Source organism: Kibdelosporangium philippinense, from assembly GCF_021390435.2.
GTDB classification, from domain to species: Bacteria; Actinomycetota; Actinomycetes; order Mycobacteriales; family Pseudonocardiaceae; genus Kibdelosporangium; species Kibdelosporangium philippinense.
This window is the reverse complement of the sequence record NZ_JAJVCN010000004.1, coordinates 1,974,013-1,997,037: the sequence shown is the minus strand read 5'-3', so window position 1 is coordinate 1,997,037 and position 23,025 is coordinate 1,974,013. Positions and strand designations below refer to the sequence as shown.

General features: G+C 65.5%; 16 protein-coding genes and 1 riboswitch. Of the genes, 12 read left to right on the top strand and 4 right to left on the bottom strand.

Features of this window, described 5'->3' with window-relative positions:
• The first annotated feature begins 86 nt into the window (after positions 1-86).
• Together gltB and LWC34_RS52345 are read left to right on the top strand one after the other, a co-directional pair.
• Positions 87-4,580, top strand: coding sequence for a glutamate synthase large subunit (gene gltB, locus LWC34_RS52350; protein WP_233733806.1), 4,494 nt, complete (start codon positions 87-89; stop codon positions 4,578-4,580).
• Positions 4,573-6,024 (top strand): glutamate synthase subunit beta, encoded by a 1,452-nt coding sequence (locus LWC34_RS52345; protein ID WP_233733805.1) that lies wholly within the window; start codon positions 4,573-4,575, stop codon positions 6,022-6,024. Before gltB ends, LWC34_RS52345 begins: the two co-directional genes overlap by 8 nt.
• A 56-nt stretch (positions 6,025-6,080) precedes the next feature.
• Here the strand turns inward: LWC34_RS52345 and LWC34_RS52340 are convergent, their stop codons facing one another.
• Positions 6,081-7,184: an FAD-dependent monooxygenase gene (locus tag LWC34_RS52340; RefSeq protein WP_233733804.1), complete on the bottom strand. Its 1,104-nt coding sequence runs from the start codon at positions 7,182-7,184 to the stop codon at positions 6,081-6,083.
• 121 nt (positions 7,185-7,305) lie between these two features.
• On the opposite strand from LWC34_RS52340, the gene LWC34_RS52335 reads away from it, so the two are divergent.
• Positions 7,306-8,256, top strand: coding sequence for a TetR/AcrR family transcriptional regulator (locus LWC34_RS52335; RefSeq protein ID WP_233733802.1), 951 nt, complete (start codon positions 7,306-7,308; stop codon positions 8,254-8,256).
• 446 nt (positions 8,257-8,702) lie between these two features.
• The gene (locus LWC34_RS52330) at positions 8,703-10,055 is read left to right on the top strand and encodes a phenylacetate--CoA ligase family protein (protein ID WP_233733800.1); all 1,353 of its coding nucleotides are present in this window, start codon (positions 8,703-8,705) and stop codon (positions 10,053-10,055) included.
• A 44-nt stretch (positions 10,056-10,099) separates the two neighbouring features.
• Here the strand turns inward: LWC34_RS52330 and cobN are convergent, their stop codons facing one another.
• Positions 10,100-13,681, bottom strand: a complete 3,582-nt coding sequence (gene cobN, locus LWC34_RS52325) for a cobaltochelatase subunit CobN (protein WP_233734194.1) — start codon at positions 13,679-13,681, stop codon at positions 10,100-10,102.
• Positions 13,682-13,720: 39 nt separating this feature from the next.
• A riboswitch (cobalamin riboswitch) is annotated at positions 13,721-13,853 on the bottom strand.
• A 125-nt stretch (positions 13,854-13,978) separates the two neighbouring features.
• Between cobN and LWC34_RS52320 the strand changes: the two genes are divergently transcribed.
• From LWC34_RS52320 to LWC34_RS52285, 8 genes are all read left to right on the top strand, one after another.
• A complete protein-coding gene (locus tag LWC34_RS52320) occupies positions 13,979-15,148 on the top strand; it encodes a DUF8189 domain-containing protein (RefSeq protein ID WP_233733798.1) in 1,170 nt (389 codons plus the stop codon).
• Between the two features lie 138 nt (positions 15,149-15,286).
• Entirely contained in the window at positions 15,287-15,577 is a 291-nt protein-coding gene (locus LWC34_RS52315) for a type VII secretion target (RefSeq protein WP_233733797.1), read from the top strand.
• Positions 15,578-15,580: 3 nt separating this feature from the next.
• On the top strand, positions 15,581-17,287 hold the full coding sequence (locus tag LWC34_RS52310; RefSeq protein ID WP_233733796.1) for an alpha/beta hydrolase: 1,707 nt from the start codon (positions 15,581-15,583) through the stop codon (positions 17,285-17,287).
• Between the two features lie 68 nt (positions 17,288-17,355).
• A complete protein-coding gene (locus LWC34_RS52305; RefSeq protein ID WP_233733795.1) occupies positions 17,356-17,829 on the top strand; it encodes an LppA family lipoprotein in 474 nt (157 codons plus the stop codon).
• Positions 17,826-18,341 carry an LppA family lipoprotein gene (locus tag LWC34_RS52300; RefSeq protein WP_233733794.1) on the top strand — a complete coding sequence of 172 codons (516 nt, stop codon included), beginning with the start codon at positions 17,826-17,828 and terminating at the stop codon, positions 18,339-18,341. Before LWC34_RS52305 ends, LWC34_RS52300 begins: the two co-directional genes overlap by 4 nt.
• Before the next feature lie 10 nt (positions 18,342-18,351).
• Complete coding sequence (locus LWC34_RS52295) at positions 18,352-19,458, top strand: ferredoxin-like domain-containing protein (RefSeq protein ID WP_233733793.1); 1,107 nt, start codon at positions 18,352-18,354, stop codon at positions 19,456-19,458.
• Positions 19,455-20,081, top strand: coding sequence for a precorrin-8X methylmutase (locus tag LWC34_RS52290; protein WP_233733792.1), 627 nt, complete (start codon positions 19,455-19,457; stop codon positions 20,079-20,081). The genes LWC34_RS52295 and LWC34_RS52290 overlap by 4 nt, the downstream gene beginning before the upstream one ends.
• Positions 20,078-21,571: a precorrin-2 C(20)-methyltransferase gene (locus LWC34_RS52285; RefSeq protein ID WP_233733791.1), complete on the top strand. Its 1,494-nt coding sequence runs from the start codon at positions 20,078-20,080 to the stop codon at positions 21,569-21,571. The genes LWC34_RS52290 and LWC34_RS52285 overlap by 4 nt, the downstream gene beginning before the upstream one ends.
• On the opposite strand, the gene LWC34_RS52280 is transcribed toward LWC34_RS52285, so the two are convergent.
• The gene (locus tag LWC34_RS52280) at positions 21,540-22,256 is read right to left on the bottom strand and encodes a cobalt-precorrin-6A reductase (protein ID WP_233733786.1); all 717 of its coding nucleotides are present in this window, start codon (positions 22,254-22,256) and stop codon (positions 21,540-21,542) included. The two genes, LWC34_RS52285 and LWC34_RS52280, sit on opposite strands and share 32 nt — an antisense overlap.
• Positions 22,253-23,014 (bottom strand): alpha/beta fold hydrolase, encoded by a 762-nt coding sequence (locus LWC34_RS52275; RefSeq protein WP_233733784.1) that lies wholly within the window; start codon positions 23,012-23,014, stop codon positions 22,253-22,255. Before LWC34_RS52275 ends, LWC34_RS52280 begins: the two co-directional genes overlap by 4 nt.
• Between the last annotated feature and the right edge of the window lie 11 nt (positions 23,015-23,025).

Below are 23,025 nucleotides of genomic sequence, written 5' to 3'. Positions count from 1 at the left end.
TCCCGCCATCCGGGAGGCACGGCAGCCGTTTTTCGCACAACGACGTGCGGCACCAGCCCCTTTAACTGCCTGGGAGGGCCGCTGCTGTGACCCGCCATCAGACCGAGGGCCTATACGACGAACAGTTCGAGCACGACGCCTGTGGCGTCTCGTTCGTCGCGGATCTCGCCGGCCGCAAGAATCACGACATTGTGGCCAAAGCCCTGATCGCACTGCGAAATCTTGAGCATCGCGGTGCCCGAGGTGCGGAACCTGAAACCGGCGACGGCGCCGGACTGCTGATTCAGGTCCCGCATGAGTTCTTCGCCGCCGTGGTGGACTTCGATCTGCCGCCCGCGGGCGAATACGTTGTCGGCACGGCGTTCCTGCCGACCGACGACACGACGAGATCCGAGGTCGTCGGCACGATCGAGCGGATCGCGGCCGAAGAGGGCGCGCGGGTTCTCGGCTGGCGTGCACTGCCCGTGGACACCCAGCATGTCGGCCCGACGGCAGCGACCACGATGCCGTCGTTCAGCCAGCTGTTCTTCACAGCAGAGAGCAAGGCCGGCCTGGCGCTCGAGCGCCTCGCGTGGATCATCCGCAAGCGTGCCGAGCACGCCGCGGACGTCTACTTCCCCAGCCTGTCGTCGCGGACGATCGTCTACAAGGGCATGCTGACCGAGCCTCAGGTCGAGCGGTTCTTCCCCGACCTGACCGACGAACGGGTCGTCTCGTCGATCGGCCTCGTGCACTCCCGGTTCTCCACCAACACGTTTCCGTCATGGCCGCTGGCCCACCCGTACCGGTACGTGGCCCACAACGGCGAGATCAACACGCTGCGCGGCAACCGGAACTGGATGGACGCCCGCGAGTCGATGCTCGCCAGCGACGAGATCCCCGGCGACATCGAGCGGATCCTGCCGGTGATCACGCGTGGCGCCAGCGACTCCGCGAGCTTCGACGAGGTGCTGGAGCTGCTCCACCTCGGTGGCCGCAGCCTGCCGCACGCCGTGCTGATGATGATCCCTGAGGCGTGGGAGAACCACGACGAGATGGATCCGGCGCGGCGGGCCTTCTACGAGTACCACTCGAATCTGATGGAGCCGTGGGACGGACCGGCGCTGGTCTCGTTCACCGATGGCTCGCTGATCGGTGCCGTGCTCGACCGCAATGGTCTGCGTCCGGCCCGTTATTGGGTCACCGAGGACGGTCTTGTCGTACTGGGCAGCGAAGCCGGGGTGCTGGAGATCGACCCGTCGTCGGTCATCCGCAAGGGCAGGCTGGAGCCGGGCCGGATGTTCCTCGTGGACACCGTGGCCGGGCGGATCATCGACGACGACGAGATCAAGGGACAGCTCGCGGCGGAGAATCCGTACGCCGAATGGCTGCACGCCGGTGTGATCCGCCTCGAGGATCTGCCGACGCGTGAGCGCGAGGTGGTGACGCACGCGTCGCTCGTGCGGCGTCAGCAGGCCTTCGGGTACACCGAGGAAGAGCTGAACATCCTGCTGCGCCCGATGGCCGCGACCGGCGCTGAGCCGATCGGGTCGATGGGCAACGATTCACCGCTCGCGCCGCTGTCCGAGCGGCCACGCCAGCTGTTCGACTACTTCACGCAACTGTTCGCACAGGTGACCAACCCGCCGTTGGACGCCATCCGCGAAGAACTGGTCACGTCACTGCACACTTCGATCGGTGCTGAACCGAATCTGCTGTCGACGGTGCCCAGTGCGTGCCGCCGGATCTCGTTGTCCTTCCCTGTGCTTGACAACGACGAGCTGGCCAAGATCGTGCACATCAACGACGATGGCAACCTGCCTGGTTTCAAGACGTTCACCGTGCGTGGTCTGTTCGAAGTGGCCGGTGACGGCGACGCCTTGAAGCGACGGCTGGACGAGATCCGGGCCGAGGTATCCGCGGCGATCGCCGACGGTGCCCGGCTGATTGTCCTGTCCGACCGTGGCGTCGACGAGACGCACGCGCCGATCCCGTCGCTGCTGCTGACCGGGGCCGTGCACCACCACCTGATCCGCGAGAAGACCCGTACCCAGGTCGGGCTGATCGTGGAGGCCGGTGACGCCCGCGAGGTGCACCACATCGCGCTGCTGGTCGGATACGGTGCCGCTGCCGTGAACCCGTACCTGGCGATGGCCAGCGTCGAGGAGATGGCGCTCGCCGAGACGGCCGAGCAGGCCACCCGCAACCTGATCAAGGCGCTGGGCAAGGGTGTCCGCAAGACGATGTCCAAAATGGGCGTGTCCACTGTGGCCTCGTACACCGGCGCGCAGATCTTCGAGGCGATCGGTCTCGGCGACGAGGTGATCGAGAGCTGCTTCACCGGTACCACGTCTCGGTTGGGCGGCGTCGGATTCGAGGTGCTGGCCGAGGAAGTGGCGCAGCGGCACCGGAAGGCGTTCCCGCCGGACGGGGTTCGCCCGAGCCACCGTGAGCTGGACACCGGCGGCGACTACCAGTGGCGCCGCGAGGGTGAAGCGCATTTGTTCAACCCGCAGACGGTGTTCAAGCTCCAGCACTCCACCCGGAGTGGCAAGTACGAGATCTTCAAGGAATACACGCGCTCGGTCGACGAGCAGTCCGCGCGGCTGATGACGTTGCGTGGCCTGTTCGACTTCAAGACCGACCGGCCGCCGGTGCCGATCGAGGAAGTCGAGCCGGTCAGCGACATCGTCAAGCGGTTCGCGACCGGCGCCATCTCCTATGGCTCGATTTCCAAGGAGATGCACGAGATCCTGGCGATCGCGATGAACCGGATCGGCGGCAAGTCGAACACCGGTGAGGGCGGCGAGGATCCGGACCGGTTCACGCCGGACGAGAACGGCGATCTGCGCCGCTCGGCGATCAAGCAAGTCGCGAGTGGACGGTTCGGCGTGACGAGCGAGTACTTGGTCAACGCCGACGACATCCAGATCAAGATGGCGCAGGGAGCCAAGCCAGGCGAAGGCGGGCAGCTGCCCGGCGCGAAGGTGTATCCGTGGATCGCGAGGACCCGGCACTCCACGCCGGGTGTCGGGCTCATCTCACCGCCTCCGCACCACGACATCTATTCCATTGAGGACCTCGCACAGCTGATCCACGACCTGAAGAACGCCAACCCTCGGGCGCGTATTCACGTCAAGCTGGTGTCCGAAGTGGGCGTTGGCACCGTCGCGGCCGGTGTGTCCAAAGCGCACGCGGACGTCGTGCTGATCTCGGGTCATGATGGCGGCACGGGTGCTTCTCCCCTGTCGTCGATCAAGCACGCCGGTGGTCCATGGGAGCTCGGTCTCGCCGAGACCCAGCAGACATTGCTGGCCAACAGGTTGCGTGACCGGATCGTGGTGCAGACCGACGGCCAGCTCAAGACCGGCCGTGACGTGATCATCGCGGCGCTGCTCGGCGCGGAGGAGTTCGGTTTCGCGACCGCTCCCCTGGTTGTGTCGGGCTGCATCATGATGCGCGTCTGCCACCTGGACACGTGCCCGGTGGGCGTGGCCACGCAGAACCCGGTGCTGCGGGAGAAGTTCAGCGGCAAGGCCGAATACGTGGTGAACTTCTTCGAGTTCGTCGCGCAGGAGGTCCGCGAGTACCTGGCACAGCTGGGTTTCCGGTCCATGGCCGAGGCGATCGGGCATGCCGAGCTGCTGGACACGCGTAAGGCACTTGATCACTGGAAGGCGTCCGGTTTGGACCTGTCGCCGATCTTCCACGTGCCCGAACTGCCGCCACGCGCGGTGCGTCACCAGGCCGTTTCCCAAGAACACGGCTTGGAGAAGGCACTGGACAACACGTTGATCCAGCTCGCCGAGGGCGCACTGTCCTCAGGGGACCGAGTACGCCTCGAATTGCCGGTACGCAACGTGAACCGGACCGTGGGCACGATGCTCGGCTCCGAGGTGACCAGGATCTGGGGTGGTGCCGGGCTTCCGGACGACACCATCGACATCACGTTCACCGGGACCGCGGGCCAGTCGTTCGGCGCGTTCATTCCGCAAGGTGTCACGCTGCGGTTGATCGGCGACGCGAACGACTATGTCGCAAAGGGACTCTCCGGTGGCCGGATCACGTTGCGGCCAGACCCGTCGGCGCCGTTCGTGGCCGAGGAGAACATCATCGCGGGCAACGTGATCTGCTACGGCGCCACGTCCGGCGAGATCTTCATCCGCGGCAAAGTCGGCGAACGGTTCTGCGTCCGCAACTCTGGCGCTTTGGCTGTCGTGGAAGGCGTCGGCGACCACGGGTGCGAGTACATGACCGGTGGCCGGGTGGTCGTGCTCGGGCAGATCGGGCGCAACTTCGCGGCCGGTATGTCCGGCGGCGCCGCGTACGTGCTCGACATGGCCAAGCACCGGGTGAACCCGGAGATGGTCGACCTGGACCCCCTCGACGAAACCGATCGCGCGTTCCTGCGCGAGACCGTCGAGAAGCATCTGACCGAGACAGGATCCGCGATCGCCCACGATCTTTTGGTCGATTGGGACCCTGACCGCTTCACCAAGGTGATGCCGAAGGACTACAAGCGTGTCCTGGCCGCGCGGGCTCGTGCCGAGCGGGATGGCCGTGACGTGAACGAGGCGATCATGGAGGCCGCGCATGGCTGACCCCAAGGGATTCATCACCACCCCGCGGGAAAACGCGGCCCATCGGCCGGTTTTCCTGAGGCTGCAGGACTGGCGCGAGGTCTACGAGGACTTCGCAACGGAACGTACGCAGCGCCAGGCGGGCCGCTGCATGGACTGCGGAATCCCGTTCTGCCACCAGGGTTGCCCGCTCGGCAACCTGATTCCGGAGTGGAACAACCTGGTCTGGAAGACGGACTGGCTCGCCGCGATCGAGCGGCTGCACGCGACCAACAACTTCCCGGAATTCACCGGGACGTTGTGCCCGGCGCCGTGCGAAACCGCTTGCGTGGTCGGGATCAACGGCGATCCCGTGGCCATCAAGCGGGTCGAGATCTCGATCATCGACCGCGCGTGGGACGAAGGCTGGGTCACCCCGCAGGTCCCGGTTTCCTTGACCGGCAAGAAGGTCGCTGTGGTCGGCTCGGGTCCCGCCGGTCTCGCGGCGGCCCAGCAGCTGACCAGGGCCGGTCATTCGGTGACCGTGCTTGAGCGGGCCGACGCGATCGGTGGCTTGCTGCGCTACGGAATCCCCGAGTTCAAGATGGAGAAATGGCGTCTTGACCGGCGGATCGACCAGATGCGGGCCGAAGGCACGTCGTTCAAGACCGATGTCAATGTCGGCGTGGACATCAAGGCCACCGAACTGCGGACGTCGTACGACGCCGTCGTTCTGGCCGGTGGCGCGACCGCGTGGCGTGACCTGCCCATCCCTGGCCGGTCGCTCAAGGGCGTCTACCAGGCGATGGAATACCTCCCGCCCGCCAACCGCGTCGCCCGGGGTGACCTGGCCACGTCGCCGATCAGTGCCGCAGGCAAGCACGTCGTGGTGATCGGTGGCGGTGACACCGGCGCTGACTGCGTGGGCACGGCCCACCGGCAAGGCGCGGCTTCGGTGACACAGCTGGAGATCATGCCGCGGCCGCCGGAGGTCCGGTCGGAGGCGCACCCGTGGCCGACGTACCCGATGATCTACCGGGTTTCCTCGGCGCACGAGGAGGGCGGCGAACGGATCTACGCGGTGTCCACTGTGGAGTTCACCGGCGATTCCGAAGATAACGTCCAGTCGCTCAAGCTCGTCGACGTCAAGATGGACGCGGGAAGGTTCGTCCCGATCGAAGGAACCGAGCGGGAGATTCCCGCGCAGCTGGTCACCCTCGCGATGGGCTTCGTCGGCCCGCAGCAGGAAGGCCTGCTCAACGAGCTCGGGGTCGCATACGACCCACGGGGCAATGTCGCCCGCGACGAATCCTTCGCCACCAGCGTCGATGGCGTGTTCGTCGCGGGCGACATGGGCCGTGGCCAGTCGCTCATCGTCTGGGCGATCGCCGAAGGCCGTTCGGCGGCGGCCGGGGTGGACGCGTACCTGATGAACAGGTCCGTCCTGCCCGCCCCCATCGCCCCGACCGACCGCCCAATGGTCTAACTAACCGGAATGCCGCTTTATGAGCACCCCCTGCTCATAAAGCGGCATTCCTTTGTTCACAGGGAAATGGCGTTCTTGGCTTTCTCCATGGACTCTTCTGACGCGGGCTGGCCCGGGTTCTCCGTTGCCAGCGCCTGGTTGAGCTCGGCGTACGACCGCATCCGGCGCTCGTACGCCGCGAACGCCTCGGCGTGATCGGCCTTACCGAGCTCCTCGGCGAGGATGTACGCGCCAACCAAGGCAATGCTTGTTCCCTGTCCGGACAGAACCGAGGCGCAGTAGGCGGCGTCACCGACCAGTGCGACCCGGCCGGTTGACCATTTGTCCATGTGAATCTGGGCCATCGCGTCGAAGTAGAAGTCCGGCGCGTCCGTCATCACCTCGATGAACTTCGGCATCTCCCAGCCGAGGTGCGAGAGGTGGTCGGCCATCAGCTTCTTGTGCTGCGCGACGTCCCGGTAGTCATAGTCGATCCGGTCGGACATGAAACCGAAGGTCGCGCGCAGCTCGCTGTTGTCCCGCACGGGATACACGCCACCACCCGCGCCGCTTTCCTGGTCCTGGATCCACACCTGCCAGTTGTCCAGCTCGAGGAAGTTGGGCGACGGGAAGACCGCGATGTACGAGCCAAGGTGCTGAATGAACTTCTCTTCGGCACCGAAGGCCAGGCCGCGGACACGTGAATGCATGCCGTCCGCGCCGATCACGAAGTCGAAGGTGCGGTAGCCGCCCTTCTCGAACTCGACCCGCACGCCGTGGTCTTCTTGGTGCAGCGCGGTGATCGTGTCGTCGAAGACGTATTCGACCCCGTCCTTGGTCGCCTCGTAGATCATGGCCGTCAGGTCTTCCCGTAAAACCTCGATGTCGTCACTGTCGAGTCGGCCCGCGCTCAAGGTCTTCTCCTCGGACCGGAACATCTCGTTGCCGTCACGGTCCATCATGGACATTCCGCGCATCTGCGTCCGTGCCGCTCGCAGCTGCTCACCAAGGCCCATCCGGTCGATCACCTGAAGGGCGACGCCACGGACATCGATCGCCTGGCCACCCTTGCGCAGGCTCTCGGCACGCTCGACGACGGTGACGGCGAAGCCGTTCCGCGTGAGCCAGTAGGCGAGGGCAGAACCGGCGACACCCGCACCAGAGACCAGAACGTTTCGCATGGCGTTCTCCTGTATCAGTTGGTCGTACGCTATGACGCATACACTGGCAACCGAACAGGCATGTTGGTCAAAACTGACCTAGCACAGTTGCATATCTGTACTAGCACAGGAAGGCCCCGGGATGCCCCGCTACCTGGACATAGCCGCCGAACTCAAGCGGCAGATCGCCGCAGGCGAACTGGTACCCGGCGCGAAGGTCCCGTCGGTCCGCAAACTCGCCGCCACGTGGGGCGTCGCGACCGCCACGGCGGCCAAAGCCCTGACTGTGGTGGCGCAGGAAGGCCTGATCAATGCCGAGCCCCGGTCCGGTTTCGTGGTCGCCGGTTCCAAGAACGTGAAGGCGCCGAAATGGTCCCGTCAGCACGACCTCACGCGCGACCGGCTCGTGCGCGCGGCCATCGACATCGCCGACGCCGAGGGCCTGGCCGCGGTATCCATGCGCAGCGTGACCGCCAGGCTCGGCGTGGCCACGATGGCGCCGTACCGACACGTGAAAGGCAAGGACGAGCTCGTCATCCTGATGGCCGATGCCGCGTTCGGTGAACGTGGTTACCCCTCCAAAGGGTCACTGGCCTGGCGTCCCCGTCTGGAACTCGCCGCGCGAACCCTGTGGTCCCTGTTCAAACGACACCCTTGGCTCGCTCAGCTGGGGCCCATCACCCGCCCCCTGCCATTGCCCAATCTGACCGCACATTCCGAGTGGATGCTCGTACCCTTGGAAGCACTTGGACTCACCGCGGCCGAAATGCTCGACATAACCGTGCTGATCTTCAGCTACACCCAGGGCATCGCGGTGCACTTGGAGCGTGAGCAGCAAGCCTTCAGCACGTCCGGAATGTCCGATGAGGACTGGATGGACAGCACGGAAGGCGCACTGAACGCGATCACGGCAATGGGCCGCTTCCCCACGTTCAGCAAGATGCTGGCGACGCTCAACGCGGAAGGATACGACCTGATACTCGACAACCTCTTCGAGCAAGGCCTACAAGCCCTACTAGACGGCCTAGCCTCCCGCATGTCCACCATTCCTTGTGGTGAGTTGAACACGCGAGCGACGAACAACGGCGACTAGGGCGTGTTTCAAATGCCCGATCGCGATAGCCAGGCCGGATGCGGCCCCTGACGCCACCGCGGCAACGCCCAAAGACAACCAGTATTCGCGGCGTCACCGCGGCGTCGCCAGGAACCACCCCGATCCTGCCTCTCATCGACCGGGACATTCGAAACACGCCCTAGCAGAGCTGGAAGCGAGTCGAGCAGTTTGACTCACCATGAAGGAATGGTGGACACGCGCCCAGCGCGGTGCAATGAAAGATGCGCCGAAGTGAAAGCCCCGAAGCGCGGAGCGCCACGCTGGAAAGCAAGAAAAACCAGCAAGCAACGGTCAACACCCGTCAGCAAAGGCGGACACAGCCGCAAGCAACGGTGGACACGGTGTGCCGGAACGGTCGACACGGCCTTCAGGAACGGTGGACACGGTGTTCTGGAACGGTGGACACGGCGTGCACAATCGGAGGCATGGATGATGTGCTCTCGCTGTTCCGGGATGTTGTCGCTTCTGTACCGGCGTATCCCAAGTTCCTTGCCGAGCACGGGGTCGGTCCGGAGTCGGTGCGGTCCTTTGAGGATTTTCAGCAGCTGCCCTTGACCTCGAAGAAGAACTACCAGAGCCGGTATCCGCTGGCTGAATTGTGCCGGGATGGGCGGATCGGGGACATGATCTCCGTATCGTCAGGGTCGTCGGGCACGCCGACGATCTGGCCACGGTCGGTCAGCGACGAGCTGCACATCACCCAACGCTTCGAGCAGGTGTTCCGGGCATTCGAGGCCGACACCAAGACCACCCTTGCCGTGATCTGCTTTCCTTTGGGCACGTGGGTCGGCGGGCTGTTCACCCTCGCCTGCGTACGACACCTGTCCAACCAGGGATTCCCGATCACGTCCGTGGCCCCTGGCAACAACAAGGCCGAGATCCTGCGCGTGCTGCCCGAACTGGCACCGCACTTCGACCAGGTCGTGCTGCTTGGGTACCCACCGTTCGTCAAGGATGTCGTCGACTCCGGATCAGGCTGGGCTTCCTACGACATCAAGATGGTCTTCGCGGGTGAGGTGTTCAGCGAGGAGTGGCGCGATCTGGTCGCGTCAAGGGCAGGCGTGCGGGATCCGGTCAGCGGGATGGTGTCGTTGTACGGCACCGCGGACGCGGGCGTGCTTGGCAACGAGACCTCGAAGTCGGTGTCGATCCGGCGTTTTCTCGCCACCCGGCCAGATCTCGCCAGAGAGCTCTTCGGTGACTCACGGCTGCCATCTCTCCTCCAATACGACCCGCGCAGCCGTTTCTTCGAGGTCCACAATGGAACCTTGCTGTTCTCCGGGGACAACGGGGTTCCGTTGATCCGCTATCACATCGCCGATGAGGGCGGCGTGATCACGCATGAGCAGATGCTGGAATTCTGCGACGACAACGGGTTCACGCCGACAGACGGGCCCGACCTACCGTTTGTTTTCGTGTTCGGGCGGTCGTTGTTCACTGTTTCGTATTTCGGCGCGAACATCTATCCCGAGAATGTGACCGTCGGCTTGGAACAGCCGGAGATCAGCGACTGGGTCACCGGGAAGTTCGTCCTTGAGACCTATGAGGACGATGACCGTGACCGGCGCCTGCGGATCACGGTCGAACTCGCACCGGGCCAGCAGGGTGACGCGGCCAGGATCGCTGACGAGATCCTGGCCCAGCTGCGCCGGTTGAACAGCGAGTTCGCCAACTACGTCCCGGCCGAGCGGCAGCTACCGGAGGTGGTCCTGCGCCCGGCCGGTGACCCGGAATACTTCCCGGTCGGCGTCAAACACCGCTACACCCGTCCCTCGTGAGTGGTTAGCAGGGTTAGAACACGGCTAACCACTCACGAGTCTGTTCAGGAGCCGCCTTCCAGGTCGCCTTCGGTTGCGAGGTACACCGCGCGCAGGGCATCGAGGGTGCTCTGCTCGGGGTGCTCCCACATGCCACGGTCGGCCGCTTCCAACAGCCGCTCGGAAATCCCGTGCAGCGCCCAGGGATTGGCCTCAGCAAGGAACTTCTGGTTCTCTGGATCGAGCACATAGGACGCTGCGAGCTGCTCGTACATCCAGTCGGCCACGACACCCGTGGTGGCGTCGTATCCGAACAGATAGTCCACAGTGGCCGCGAGCTCGAAAGCGCCCTTGTAGCCGTGCTTACGCATAGCCGCCAACCAACGCGGGTTCACCACGCGAGCACGGAAGATCCGTGTGGTCTCCTCGTTCAGCGTTCGCGTGCGCACGGCGTCCGGGCGCGTGCTGTCGCCGACATAAGCGGCGGGCGCCTTGCCGGTGAGCGCGCGGACGGTCGCGATCATTCCGCCGTGATACTGGAAATAGTCGTCTGAGTCGGCGATGTCGTGTTCGCGGGTGTCAATGTTTTTGGCGGCCACGGCAATTCGCTTGTACGACGTCTCCATGTCCTGGCGCGCCTGGACTCCGTCGAGGCCGCGCCCGTAGGCGTAGCCGCCCCACACCGCGTAGACCTCAGCAAGGTCCGCGTCGTCACGCCAGTTGCGACTGTCGATCAACGGCAGAATGCCCGCGCCATAAGCACCTGGCTTCGAGCCGAAGATCCGCATCGTGGCCCGCCGCGCGTCACCGTGATCGTCACGATCAGCGTCCACATGCGCCTTGAGGAAGTTCTGGTCGGCTGGCTCATCAAGGGCCGCAACCATTTGCACAGCGTCGTCAAGCAAAGCCACCACATGCGGGAAGGCGTCGCGGAAGAAGCCGCTGATGCGCACGGTCACGTCAATACGCGGGCGCCCCAACTCGTCAAGCGGAATCACTTCAAGGCCGGAAACACGCCGGGACTGGTCATCCCACAGTGGACGGACACCAACAAGCGCAAGCACTTCCGCGATGTCGTCGCCCGCGGTCCGCATCGCGGACGTGCCCCACACCGAAAGCCCAACCGACGGCGGCCATTCCCCAGTGTCCTGGCGATACCGGTTCAGCAGCGAGTCAGCCATCGCCTGACCGGTCTCCCAAGCCAGACGAGACGGCACAGCCTTCGGGTCGACCGAGTAGAAGTTACGCCCGGTGGGCAGTACGTTGATCAAGCCGCGCAGCGGCGAGCCGCTTGGCCCAGCAGGAATGTAGCCGCCATCCAAGGCATGCAGGACATGGTCGAGCTCGTCGGTCGTACGAGCCAACCGAGGCACGACCTCAGCAGCCGCGAACACCATGATCTTGGCGACGACATCATCGGAACGACCAAGCACTGAGGACACAACGCCCGGTACCGCGTCCACGTTCCAGGACGCGTTCTCCATACCCTCGACCAAAGCGCGCGCGGTGGCTTCCACAGTGTCCGTCGCGGTCCGGTCAGAGTCCTTTTCGGACAACCCGAGAGCTTCACGCAGACCGGGCAAAGCGTCAGCCTGACCGCCCCACATCTGCCGTGCCTGCAACATCGCGAGCACCAGGTTGACGCGTGCTTCGCCTTCCGGTGCGACGCCGAGAATGTGCAGGCCGTCGCGGATCTGGACGTCCTTGACCTCGCACAACCAGCCGTCCACATGCAACAGGAAGTCGTCGAATTCCGCGTCGTGCGGGCGGTCGTCGAGACCGAGGTCGTGGTCGAGCTTGGCGGCCTGGATCAGCGTCCAGATCTGCGCGCGGATCGCCGGAAGTTTCGCCGGGTCCATCGCGGCGATGTTCGCGTGCTCGTCGAGCAACTGCTCCAAGCGCGCGATGTCGCCGTAACTGTCGGCACGGGACATCGGCGGCACGAGGTGATCGACCAAAGTGGCGTGCGTACGGCGTTTTGCCTGCGTTCCCTCGCCAGGGTCGTTGACTAGGAACGGGTAAATCAGCGGAATGTCCCCGAGTGCCGCGTCCGGGCCACATCCGGCGGACATGCCGACAGTCTTGCCGGGCAGCCACTCCAGGTTGCCGTGCTTGCCGACGTGCACCATCGCGTGCGCGCCGAACTCCTCGGCCAGCCAACGGTATGCGGCCAGGTAGTGGTGGCTCGGCGGCAGGTCCGGGTCGTGGTAGATCGCGATCGGGTTCTCGCCGAACCCGCGTGGCGGCTGGACCATCACGACAATGTTGTTGGCCTGCAACGCAGCCAGGACGATCTCACCGTCCGGATCGGACGAACGGTCCACGAACAGCTCGCCGGGCGCCTCGCCCCAGTGCTCCTCGATCGCCTCCCGCGCGTCCTGCGGCAGCTTGGCAAAAGAAGCCCGGTACTTCGCGGCAGAGATACGGATCGGGTTGCCGGTCAACTGCTCCTCGGTCAGCCAGTCCGCATCCTGCCCACCTGCCGCGATCAACGCGTGGATCAGCGCGTCGCCGTCCTGGTTCGCGACGCCAGGCAGCTCGCCAACGTCGTAACCACGTTCCTTCATCGCGGTCAGCAACCGGACAACACTCGCCGGGGTATCGAGGCCGACGGCATTGCCGATGCGGGAGTGCTTGGTCGGATACGCCGACAGCATGACCACGATCCGACGCTCGGCAGGCGGAATGTGCCGCAGCGACGCGTGCCGTACCGCGATGCCCGCGACGCGGGCGGCGCGCTCCTCGTCGGCGACGTAAACAGTCAGCCCGTCCTCGTCGATCTCCTTGAACGAGAACGGAACCGTGATGATCCGGCCGTCGAACTCCGGGATCGCGACCTGAGTCGCGGTGTCAAGCGGAGAAAGCCCGTCGTCGTTCTCGTCCCAGCTCGCCCGGCTGGACGTCAGGCAAAGCCCTTGCAGGATCGGCACATCCAACGCGGCGAGGGCACCAACGTCCCATGCTTCGTCATCCCCACCGGCCGACGCCGTGGCGGGCTTCGTGCCACCGGCCGCGAGCACCGTCACGACAAGGGCATCCGCCTTGCCGAGCGTCGCCAGCAGTTCCGGCTCGGCGGTCCTGAGCGACGAACAGAACACGGGCATCGCCTGCCCGCCCTGAGCCTCGATCGCATCGCACAACGTGTGCACGAACGCCGTGTTCCCGGCCATGTGGTGCGCGCGGTAGTACAGGACCGCGACGACCGGGCCCGTGCCCGCTGACGAGCGTTCAAGCAAGCCCCAGTTAGGCGCGGGCACGGGCTGGTTGAAGCCAAGGCCTGTCAACAGAACCGTGTCGGACAGGAAGTTGAACAGCTCGCTCAGGTTCTCCGGGCCACCGTGCGCCAGGTAGGCATGCGCCTCCGCGCAAACGCCTGCGGGAACCGTGGAAAGCTCCATCAGCTCGGCGTCCGGCTGCTGCTCGCCACCGAGCACGACCACCGGACGTGGCCCCGCGAGCAGGGCATCAAGGCCCTCTTCCCACGCGCGACGGCCACCGAGGATGCGGACCACGACCAGGTCGACCCCGTCTACCAGGGCGGGAAGATCGTCCACCTCGACCCGGCTCGGGTTGCCGAGACGGAAGTCGGCGCCGCTGGCCCTCGCGGACAACAGGTCGGTGTCGGACGTCGACAGCAGCAGGATCACGCGGGTCACTCCACTCCCCCGGGGTCCTCGCCCCGGGACGCAGGTCGGCGAGCAGGAGTGTCTGGCTCCCGGGCGGGTGACCCGGTGAACAGTGGCGGGACCGCGCCGGATTCGCACCGGCTTCCTCGCTGCTTCGTCGTTCCAGCTGACCCTACCTGCTCGCACTGGGCCTGCTTGTCACATGTGACAAACCACCTCCCGTGCACCGCCGTCGTTTCTCGTCTCACGACGATGCGCCGGTGCGCGATGAGCCGACACGATCATGGCCAAGCGACAACACGAACAAGGAGAAAGCACATGCGCGGTGGACTCAGACGAGTCGCCAGCTTGGTGTTAGCTTCCCTGACGTTAGGTGCCGGAGCAGTCGGCACATCGAACGCCGAGTCCTCGATACTGGCCGCCTGGCATTGGGCGGACCAAGGGACGCCGGGTAACACCACCGTGGCCGAGCGGGTCGGCGCGGTGTCCATGCGGCCCCCGGCCGGCGGGCAGGACAATCTGGTACACACCTTCGTCCGCGGGTCCGACGGAAACCTGTGGAAGAACTGGTGGACCGGCTCTTCCTGGGTCTGGTCCATTCTCGGCGCCCCCACGTCCGGTGTCGCCAGCAGCGTCGGTGTCATCCGGTACGGAGACGGTTTCGGCGGTCACCTGGCGTACGCGTTCGTCCGCGGTGGCGACGGGAACCTCTGGCGGAACACATCGGTCACCGGCAACTCGAGCTGGACCAACCACGGCGCGCCCGCAGGCGGAATCGCTGAGGGCATCGGCGCCATCACGGTTCGGGACAGCCCCACAGCGAACGAACGCCCGTTCGTGTTCGTCCGTGGCAACGACGGAAACCTGTGGCTCAACTCCTGGACGGGCAGCCACTATGTCTGGTCCAACCAGGGCACACCCGGCGGCGGCATCATCGGCACGGTCGGCGTCATGACGGTCAAGGACAGCCCGGGGGGCCAGGAACGCCCGTACGCGTTCGTGCGGGGCGGCGACGGAAACCTGTGGCTGAACTGGTGGTCGGGCAACTCTTGGTCCTGGTCCAACCAAGGTGCGCCTGGCGGCGGCATCGCTGCGGGCGTGGGAACGACCGGCGTCAGGAACTCGTCTGGTGGTGCCGAACGCCCATACGCGTTCGTCCGCGGCCACGACGGAAACCTGTGGCTCAACTGGTGGAGTGGCCGCGCATGGGCGTGGTCCAACCAGGGCGCACCCGCTGGCGGCGTGAGCGACGGAGTGGGCGCGTTGACGGTGGACAACCAGCGGCCCTACGCGTTCGTCCGGGCTGGGGACGGGAACCTGTGGGTCCACTGGTGGACCGGCCGCGCCTGGAACTGGGCGAATCAGGGCAGTGTGGGCAGCGGTATCGCCGGAGGGCTCGGGGTGGCGCTCGTGCCGGACCCGTCGCACAAGCCGTACGCGTTCGTCCGCACCAACGCCGGTGGCCTCGCAGTCCACTGGTGGGAATGATCGAGTAGCTCCCCCGCACGCGCTGTCGGCCAGTTTCACCGGCCGGTAGCGCGTGCGCTACGTCTCAGTAAGGTCACGCGGGGAACCGGACACGAGCCACGAACCTCACAGGAGTCCGGCGACAACTGGAGGCGACAAGTGGGCTACGAGGTCGTGATCGACTCGCTGCGGAAGGCGTCCGCGGCTGCGGGTGACGCGGCGACCCAAGCGGGGAAGGTCCAGCTGGGGGCGGCCATCGACGACGTCGGACCGGCACTGCCAGGCAGCCGTTCAGGCCCGGCGGCGGCCTCGTTGGCGACGGCGTGGACGAATCAGGTGAAAACCTGGAGCACGGACGCGCAGACCTACGGCGAGAACCTCACGAAAGCGGCAGACCACTACGCGGCGAACGAAGAAGCGGCGAAAGCCGACTTCCAAGGCATGGGATAGCCGATGCCATCGTATGGAGACATCCGCAAGTGGCAGTCGGGCCCGTTGGACACGTCAGTCGGAGACCTGAACAGGTGCTGCGACGAACTGATCGGCCTGAGCGACGAACTGGCCGCGACCGGGACCCCGCACGGGTGGACCGGCCAATCGGCAGACCAGGCACGCGCGAAGCGTGAAGAGCTCAACAACCGGATGGAACGGCTAGTGGCTGGGGTAGCCGCGGTCCGCCGGGGCATGGGCGAAGCGGCCGACGCGGTCGAAGCCCTTGGGCACGCCGTCAAAGAAACCGAGGACATCGCCCAACACCACCATTTCGTCATCCGAGACGATGGCAGCATCGTCGACAACGCGCCAGAAACGGCCCACGACCCCGCGCACATCGACGAGTATTTCCGCGAGCGCCAACGTGTCCAGACGGAGTTGGCGGACCGCGTCGAGCAGGCGATCCGGCGCGGCACAGACATCGACAACGACCTCGCGGCAATCCTGACCCGCGCCGAGAAAGGCGAGGTCGACGACCAGGGCGCGACATCGTTGCAGGCTGCCGCGGCCGCGGGTGGAAAGCAGGGTGGCCTGTCCACGCTGGAGCCGCCGAAGGACGGAACGCCTTGGGACAACGCGGGTTGGTGGGACTCACTGTCGGACGCCGAGCGCAAGCAGATCATCCAGCAGCATCCGGACTGGATCGGCAACCTCGACGGCGTGCCAGGTTCGGCGCGCGACGAGGCCAACCGCAACCGGCTGGACGATGAACGAGCGAAACTCGAGGCTCGGAAGCGTGAACTGGAAGCAGACCTGGACGACAACTGGTTCGGCGGCACATTCACGAATGCCGACGCGGAACTGGAGCACGTCAACGCCAAGCTCGATTCGCTGAACAAGATCGAGGAAACGTTGGCGAAGGGCGATCGTCAACTGCTGTTGCTCAACATGACAAACGAGCGGGCCGAAGCCGCCGTCGCCAACGGCAATATCGACACAGCCGACCACGTCGCGGTGTTCACCCCCGGTCTGACATCCACGGTCAACGGCAGCCTCGGCGGATACGACAAGCAAATGGAAGAACTCCGGCTCCGTTCCGAGCAGGAGCTCAAGCGCTACGGCGATGGCGGTAGCGTCGCCACCGTGACGTGGATCGGATACCAGGCGCCTCAGCTGAGTTTCGGCGGCGTGGTCTTCGACGACAACACCGTGCTGGACGACCATTCCGCCAAGGAAGGCGCGAAGAAACTGGCGCCTTTCCTGAACGGGATCGACGCGTCACGTGCCACCGATCCGCATATGACAGCACTCGGCCATTCCTATGGCTCGACCACAACCGGACTCGCGCTTCAGCAGAACACGGGCGTCGACAACGCGGTGTTCTACGGCTCCCCCGGCCTCGGCACGGATGACATCAACAAGATCAATGTGCCGACCGGAAACGCGTTCTACATCGAGGCGAAAAACGACGCGGTCGGCGACTTCGGGTACTTCGGCCGCGATCCAAGCCACATGGACGGCATGAACCACATTTCCGCCAAGGAAACAACTCTGCCGGACGGCCGCCACCTCAGCGAATCCACGGGACACAGCGCGTACATGGTCGACAAGAGCACCAGCCAATACAACCTTGGCGTCGTGGTCGGTGGAATGCAGGACCGAGTCGTCCGCGACGACGGCAGAGGCGTCGGTGACATCTTCACATGGCCATTCCCAGGGACGAAATGATGCGGCTAGTTGGTCTTTTCTGCACGGTCTTGCTGCTGGTCGGCGCGTGTGATTCGAAAGGTGGTTCCATGTCGTCGTCGAAGAACGAGCAGTTCACCGAGCTGGCGAAGCGGCCGGACATCGAGCAGATCAACGGTGAATACGAGCGGATGCTCGAGCAGATCCGCGACCAGCTCGTCGCGGAGATCGGCATCACGGCCTGGGTGCCCGACGAGAATCCCCGCAGGGCTTCGCTGTGCGGGGCGGAGTTCAACGATGTCGGCGGCGACGGCGAGGTCCGGCTGTACAGCTCAGGGCATTCACCCGGAAACCTGCCCGATGCCAAGTGGGCTGATGCTCTCAAGCTGGTCGAATCGATCGTGGGCCAGCATGGTTTCAAGCTGCACGGCGCAGTCGTCGACCGCCCCGGCGACCACGAGGTCACCTTCGGCAACGACTGGGGCGCCGAACTGCTCTTCGGCACCGCCAAGAACACCACGCTCAGCATCACCACCGGCTGCCACCTCACCCAAGAGGCCCACCAACGCGGCACGCCCAAGTGACCCGACTGCTCGCGGTCCTCTGCACGGTCCTCGTGGTGGGAGCGTGCAGCGGACCGTCGGACCAGTATTCCCAACTGGCCAACCGGCCGGACATCGAGCAGATCCACGAGGAATACCTCGGCATGCTCGGAAACATCCGCGACGAGCTGGTCGCCAAGATCGGCATCACGCCGTGGCAGCCCAACGACGAGCTCTTCAGGGCATCGATGTGCGGAGAGTTCAACGACATCGGCGCTGACGGCGAGAAGCGGCGCTACAGCTCCGGCCACTCACCAGGCAACCTGCCCGACGCCAGGTGGGGCGAGGCGGTGAAACTGGTCGAGTCGATCGCGAACCAGCACGGCTTCAAGCTGCATGGCGCGGTCATCGACCGCCCCGGCGACCACGAGGTCACCTTCGGCAACGACTGGGGCGCCGAACTCCTCTTCGGCACCGCCAAGAACACCACGCTCAGCGTCAGCAGCGGTTGCCACCTCACCCGAGAGGCCTATCAACGCGGCGCGCCCAAGTAGCATCCGGCGCGTGCCCGCTGAACCTGACCGCACCCGCCCGGACGCTTGTCCTGGCGCGATCGCGGTGCATCAGGCGGCGGATGGTGGGCTCGCCAGGGTCCGGGTGCCCGGTGGGACGTTGACGAATGCCCAGCTCAGGGCGTTGACCGATGCCTCGGCCGACTTGGGCGATGGCAGTCTTGAGCTGACCTCGCGGGCCAATATCCAGATTCGGGCGTTGGCCGCGGGGGCTGAGGTCGAGCTGGCGTCCCGGTTGTGGGGTGCGGGGCTTTTGCCGTCGTTGTCGCATGAACGTGTGCGCAACATCATTGCTTCGCCGCTTGGTGATGATCAACACCTTGTCGATGAGGTGGACAGGGCTTTATGTGCCGAGCCTGAGCTTGCCGCGTTGCCTGGGCGGTTTCTGGTCACTGTGGACGATGGCCGCGGCGATGTCAGCGGCCTCGGTGCCGATATCGGCCTGCACGCCGATGCTTTGTTGCTGGCGGGCAAAGACACTGGATTGCGGGTGGCGAATCCGGTTGAAGCGGTGATCACGGCGGCGCGGGAGTTTCAGCGGATCAGGGGCGATGCCTGGCGGCTGGCCGAGGTGCCGGATGGCGCCGAAAGGATCACGGCGAAGCTGACCGGACCTCCGGATGCCGCTCAGCGAATCACGACTGAACTTGGCGAGCCCCCGAACAGCACCCAGGCAACCAACACCAGACCCAGCCGCATCGAGATCAAGCCAGCCTCCACCCACCCGATCGGCCGCTTCGGCGACCGGACCGTTGCCGCCGTGCCGCTCGGCCGCCTCACCCGGACCCAGGCGCTGAAGCTGTGTGACGTTGCTCCCTGGGTCCGGCTCACGCCATGGCGTAGCGTCGTGATTCCGGCCGTCGAAACCGACCTCGTCACGGACCCCGACTCCCCTTGGCACGGCGTAACCGCCTGCGCCGGGCGGCCGGGGTGCGCGAAAGCGTTGGCGGACGTGCGGGCGGACGCGACGGCGTGGGTTACCACAAGAAAAGACAGGATTCCTGTGCACTGGTCGGGATGTGACCGGCGGTGCGGGAAACCGGCAGGGCACGTGGTCGAAATGATCGCCACGGGCGACGGTTATCGGAGGAGCGAGTGACCGAGTACGTGCGGGATGGCGCGGAAATCTACCGCCAGTCCTTCGCGACCATCCGTGCCGAGGCGGATCTCAGCGGCCTTCCTGCTGACGTCGCCAAGGTCGCGGTCCGGATGATCCACGCGTGCGGCATGGTCGATCTCGTCGCCGACATCGCCTACTCCCCCAACGCTGTCGCGAAGGCACGCGCCGCACTTCAAGCGGGGGCGCCGATTCTGTGTGACGCCCAGATGGTCGCGGCCGGTGTCACGCGCAAGCGATTGCCTGCGGACAACGAGGTCGTGTGCATGCTCAACGACCCAAGGGTGCCGGACCTCGCCGCCAAGATGGGCAACACCAGAAGCGTCGCGGGTTTCGAGCTCCTGAAAGACCGCCTCGGGGAATCCGTTGTGGCGGTTGGGAACGCGCCGACCGCGCTGTTCCATCTGCTCGACATGATCGCCGACGGCGCGCCACGGCCCGCAGCTGTGCTGGGCATCCCAGTCGGGTTCGTCGGCGCCGCCGAGTCGAAGGAAGCGTTGGCTGACAACAGTCTTGGGTTGGAGTATCTGGTGGTTCACGGGCGACGCGGTGGCAGTGCCATGACCGCGGCCGCCCTGAACGCGATCGCGAGTGAGGAAGAATGACATCGCCGACAGGTCGTTTGTGGGGCGTCGGGCTCGGCCCAGGCGACCCGGAATTGATCACCGTCAAGGCGGCACGGCTCATCGAATCGGCTGGCGTCATCGCGTTCCACAGTGCACGGCACGGTCGCAGCATCGCCCGCTCGATCGCCAAGCACTACATGCACGCGGGCCAGATCGAAGAGCCACTGATGTACCCGATCACCACCGAAACCACCGATCACCCCGGCGGGTATCTCGGTGCGCTCGAAGACTTCTACGAGGAATGCGCGGCAAGGCTCGCCGCGCACCTAGACGCGGGTCGTGACGTTGTCGTTCTGGCAGAAGGAGATCCGTTCTTCTACGGCTCCTACATGCACCTGCACAAGCGCCTCGCCCACCGGTACCCGACGCAGGTCGTCCCGGGCGTGACGTCGGTCAGCGCGGCGTCGGCCGAATTGGGCAGGCCGTTGGTCGAGCGGGAAGAAACCCTCACAGTCCTGCCAGGCACCCTCGACGCCGACAAGCTCACCGAGAAGCTCAAAGCCACGGACTCCGCGGCGATCATGAAGCTGGGCCGGACGTTCACCAAGGTACGGACGGCGTTGCAGGAGGCCGGACGCCTTGACGAGGCCTGGTACGTCGAACGCGCGACCACCGACAAGCAGCGCATCGAGCCCCTCGCCGAGGTCGATCCATCCACGGTCCCGTACTTCTCGGTGGCCCTGCTGTCGAGCCGGGCCGCGGCCGTCACACCGACTGCCGCGGAGAAGCCTGTCGAAGGTGAAGTGGTCGTCGTCGGTCTCGGCCCGGCAGGGCGGGAATGGCTGACGCCAGAAGCCCAAGATGCTCTCGCCACAGCAACGGATCTCGTCGGCTACGGGCCGTACATCGACCGCGTGCCACCGAATCCACGTCAGCGACGGCACTTGTCAGACAACCGGGTCGAAGCCGAACGGGCGGCTTTCGCCCTTGACCTGGCGCGTAACGGCGCCCGGGTTGCTGTGGTTTCGTCAGGCGATCCCGGGGTGTTCGCGATGGCCAGCGCCGTGCTGGAAGTCGCCGAGGAGTACACGGACGTCCCGGTCAGGATCCTGCCTGGACTGACCGCGGCCAACGCCGTCGCCAGCAGGGTCGGCGCGCCGCTCGGCCACGATTATTGCGTGCTTTCCTTGTCCGACAGGCTCAAGCCGTGGGACGTCATCTCGTCCCGGCTTTCCGCCGCGGCCAAGGCGGATCTCGTGCTCGCGATCTACAACCCGGCCTCGAAGACCCGGACCTGGCAGGTCGAGGCGGCCCGCGACCTGCTACTCGAACACCGGTCGGCGGAGACGCCGGTGGTGATCGGCCGGGACGTCGGCTATCCCACTGAGTCCATCGAGATCGTCCGGCTGGCGGACCTCGATCCGTCCAAGGTGGACATGCGGTGCCTGCTGCTGATCGGCTCCTCGCAGACGCGGCTGACCGAGAGCGGCCAAGTCTTCACACCGCGCCGATACCCCGAACCCAGCTGACGGCTTCGTCCACACTGGACACCGTAACCACACCGTCAGGAAGCGGCGGGCGGCGGACGATGACAACCGGGATCCCCAGTTCCCGCGCGGCGGTCAACTTCGCCGCGGTCATCTCCCCGCCGCTGTCCTTGGTGACCAGCGCCTGGATATTGTGCTCACGCATCAACGCGAGCTCACCCTCCACAGTGAACGGTCCACGATCGAGTACAACGTGAAGCCGTTGCGGCACAGGAGGTTCCGGTGGTTCAACCGAGCGCGCCAAGAACCAGTTGCCGAGACCGACGAATTCGAAGAGCTCCTCACGCCCTGTGGTAAGGAAGACCCGCTCGGCCGTCAGGGATAGCGCCGCAGAGGCAACACTGTCCACCCAGCGCCAGTCATCGCCCGGCCCTTGAGTCCAACCTGGACGCCGCAACACAACGAAAGGCAGGTCTTCCTCTGCAGTCACCCGCGCCGCGGTCGCGGTCATGCGAGCCGCGAACGGATGGGTGGCATCGATCACGGCATCGATCTTGTTGTCCCGAAGCCATTTCCGCAGGCCTTCCGGACCACCAAACCCGCCGACACGCACCTCGCCCGGCGGCAGTCGGGGCGTACGAACCCGGCCCGCCAGCGACGAGATCACATCGGGCAGCTCCCCGGCGAGCCGCCGGGCTTCACCGGTCCCACCGAGCACAAGAATCATGGCAGCGCGTCGAGGATCAGCCTGGCAACCAGGGACGGCCGGACAATGAACGACAAGTGACCCGTGGACGCCTCGGAAATCTGCGCGCCCATTCGCTCGGCCACGAACCGCTGCAGCTCAGGACTGGTAGTCCGGTCCTCTGTTGTGATCAGGTACCGCGCGGGCTTGGCCTTCCATGCCGCGGCAGTGGTCCGATTCCCGAACAGGGTCTGCGCGAGCCGGCCCTGAGCGGCATAAAGGACACGGGCCTCGCTGCGGGGCACACCGTTGGCGAAGTCGTTGAGGAAAGCCCGCTCAGTCAACCCGCCGAAACCGTTGTTGTAGACCAACCCAGCGTTCGCAGGCGGAGTCGGGAACTTCGCAGCCAAGGCGCCATAGTCCTCGCCGACCTCCGGCGCACGGGCCGAGAGGTAGATCAGCGAACTGACATTCGGGTGATCACCGGCTTCGGTGATCACCGACCCGCCGAACGAGTGTCCCATCAGGACAGTCGGCCCGGTCTGCAGGTCGAGGGCGCGACGCGTGGCCGCGGCGCCCTCAGCCAGCGACGTGAGCGGATGCTGCACCGCCGTGACGGCCACTCCTGCGTGCAGCAGCAAGGGAATCACCTTGGCCCAGCAGGATCCGTCAGCGTAGGCGCCGTGCACCAGCACGACGTTGCCGTTGCGTGCCGGAGATGCCGAAGCCGGGGCGCCGACGGCCATCGCCGCCGCGCCGGACGCCACCATGGCCGAAAAGGACCGTCGACTGATCTTCATGCCATTGACCC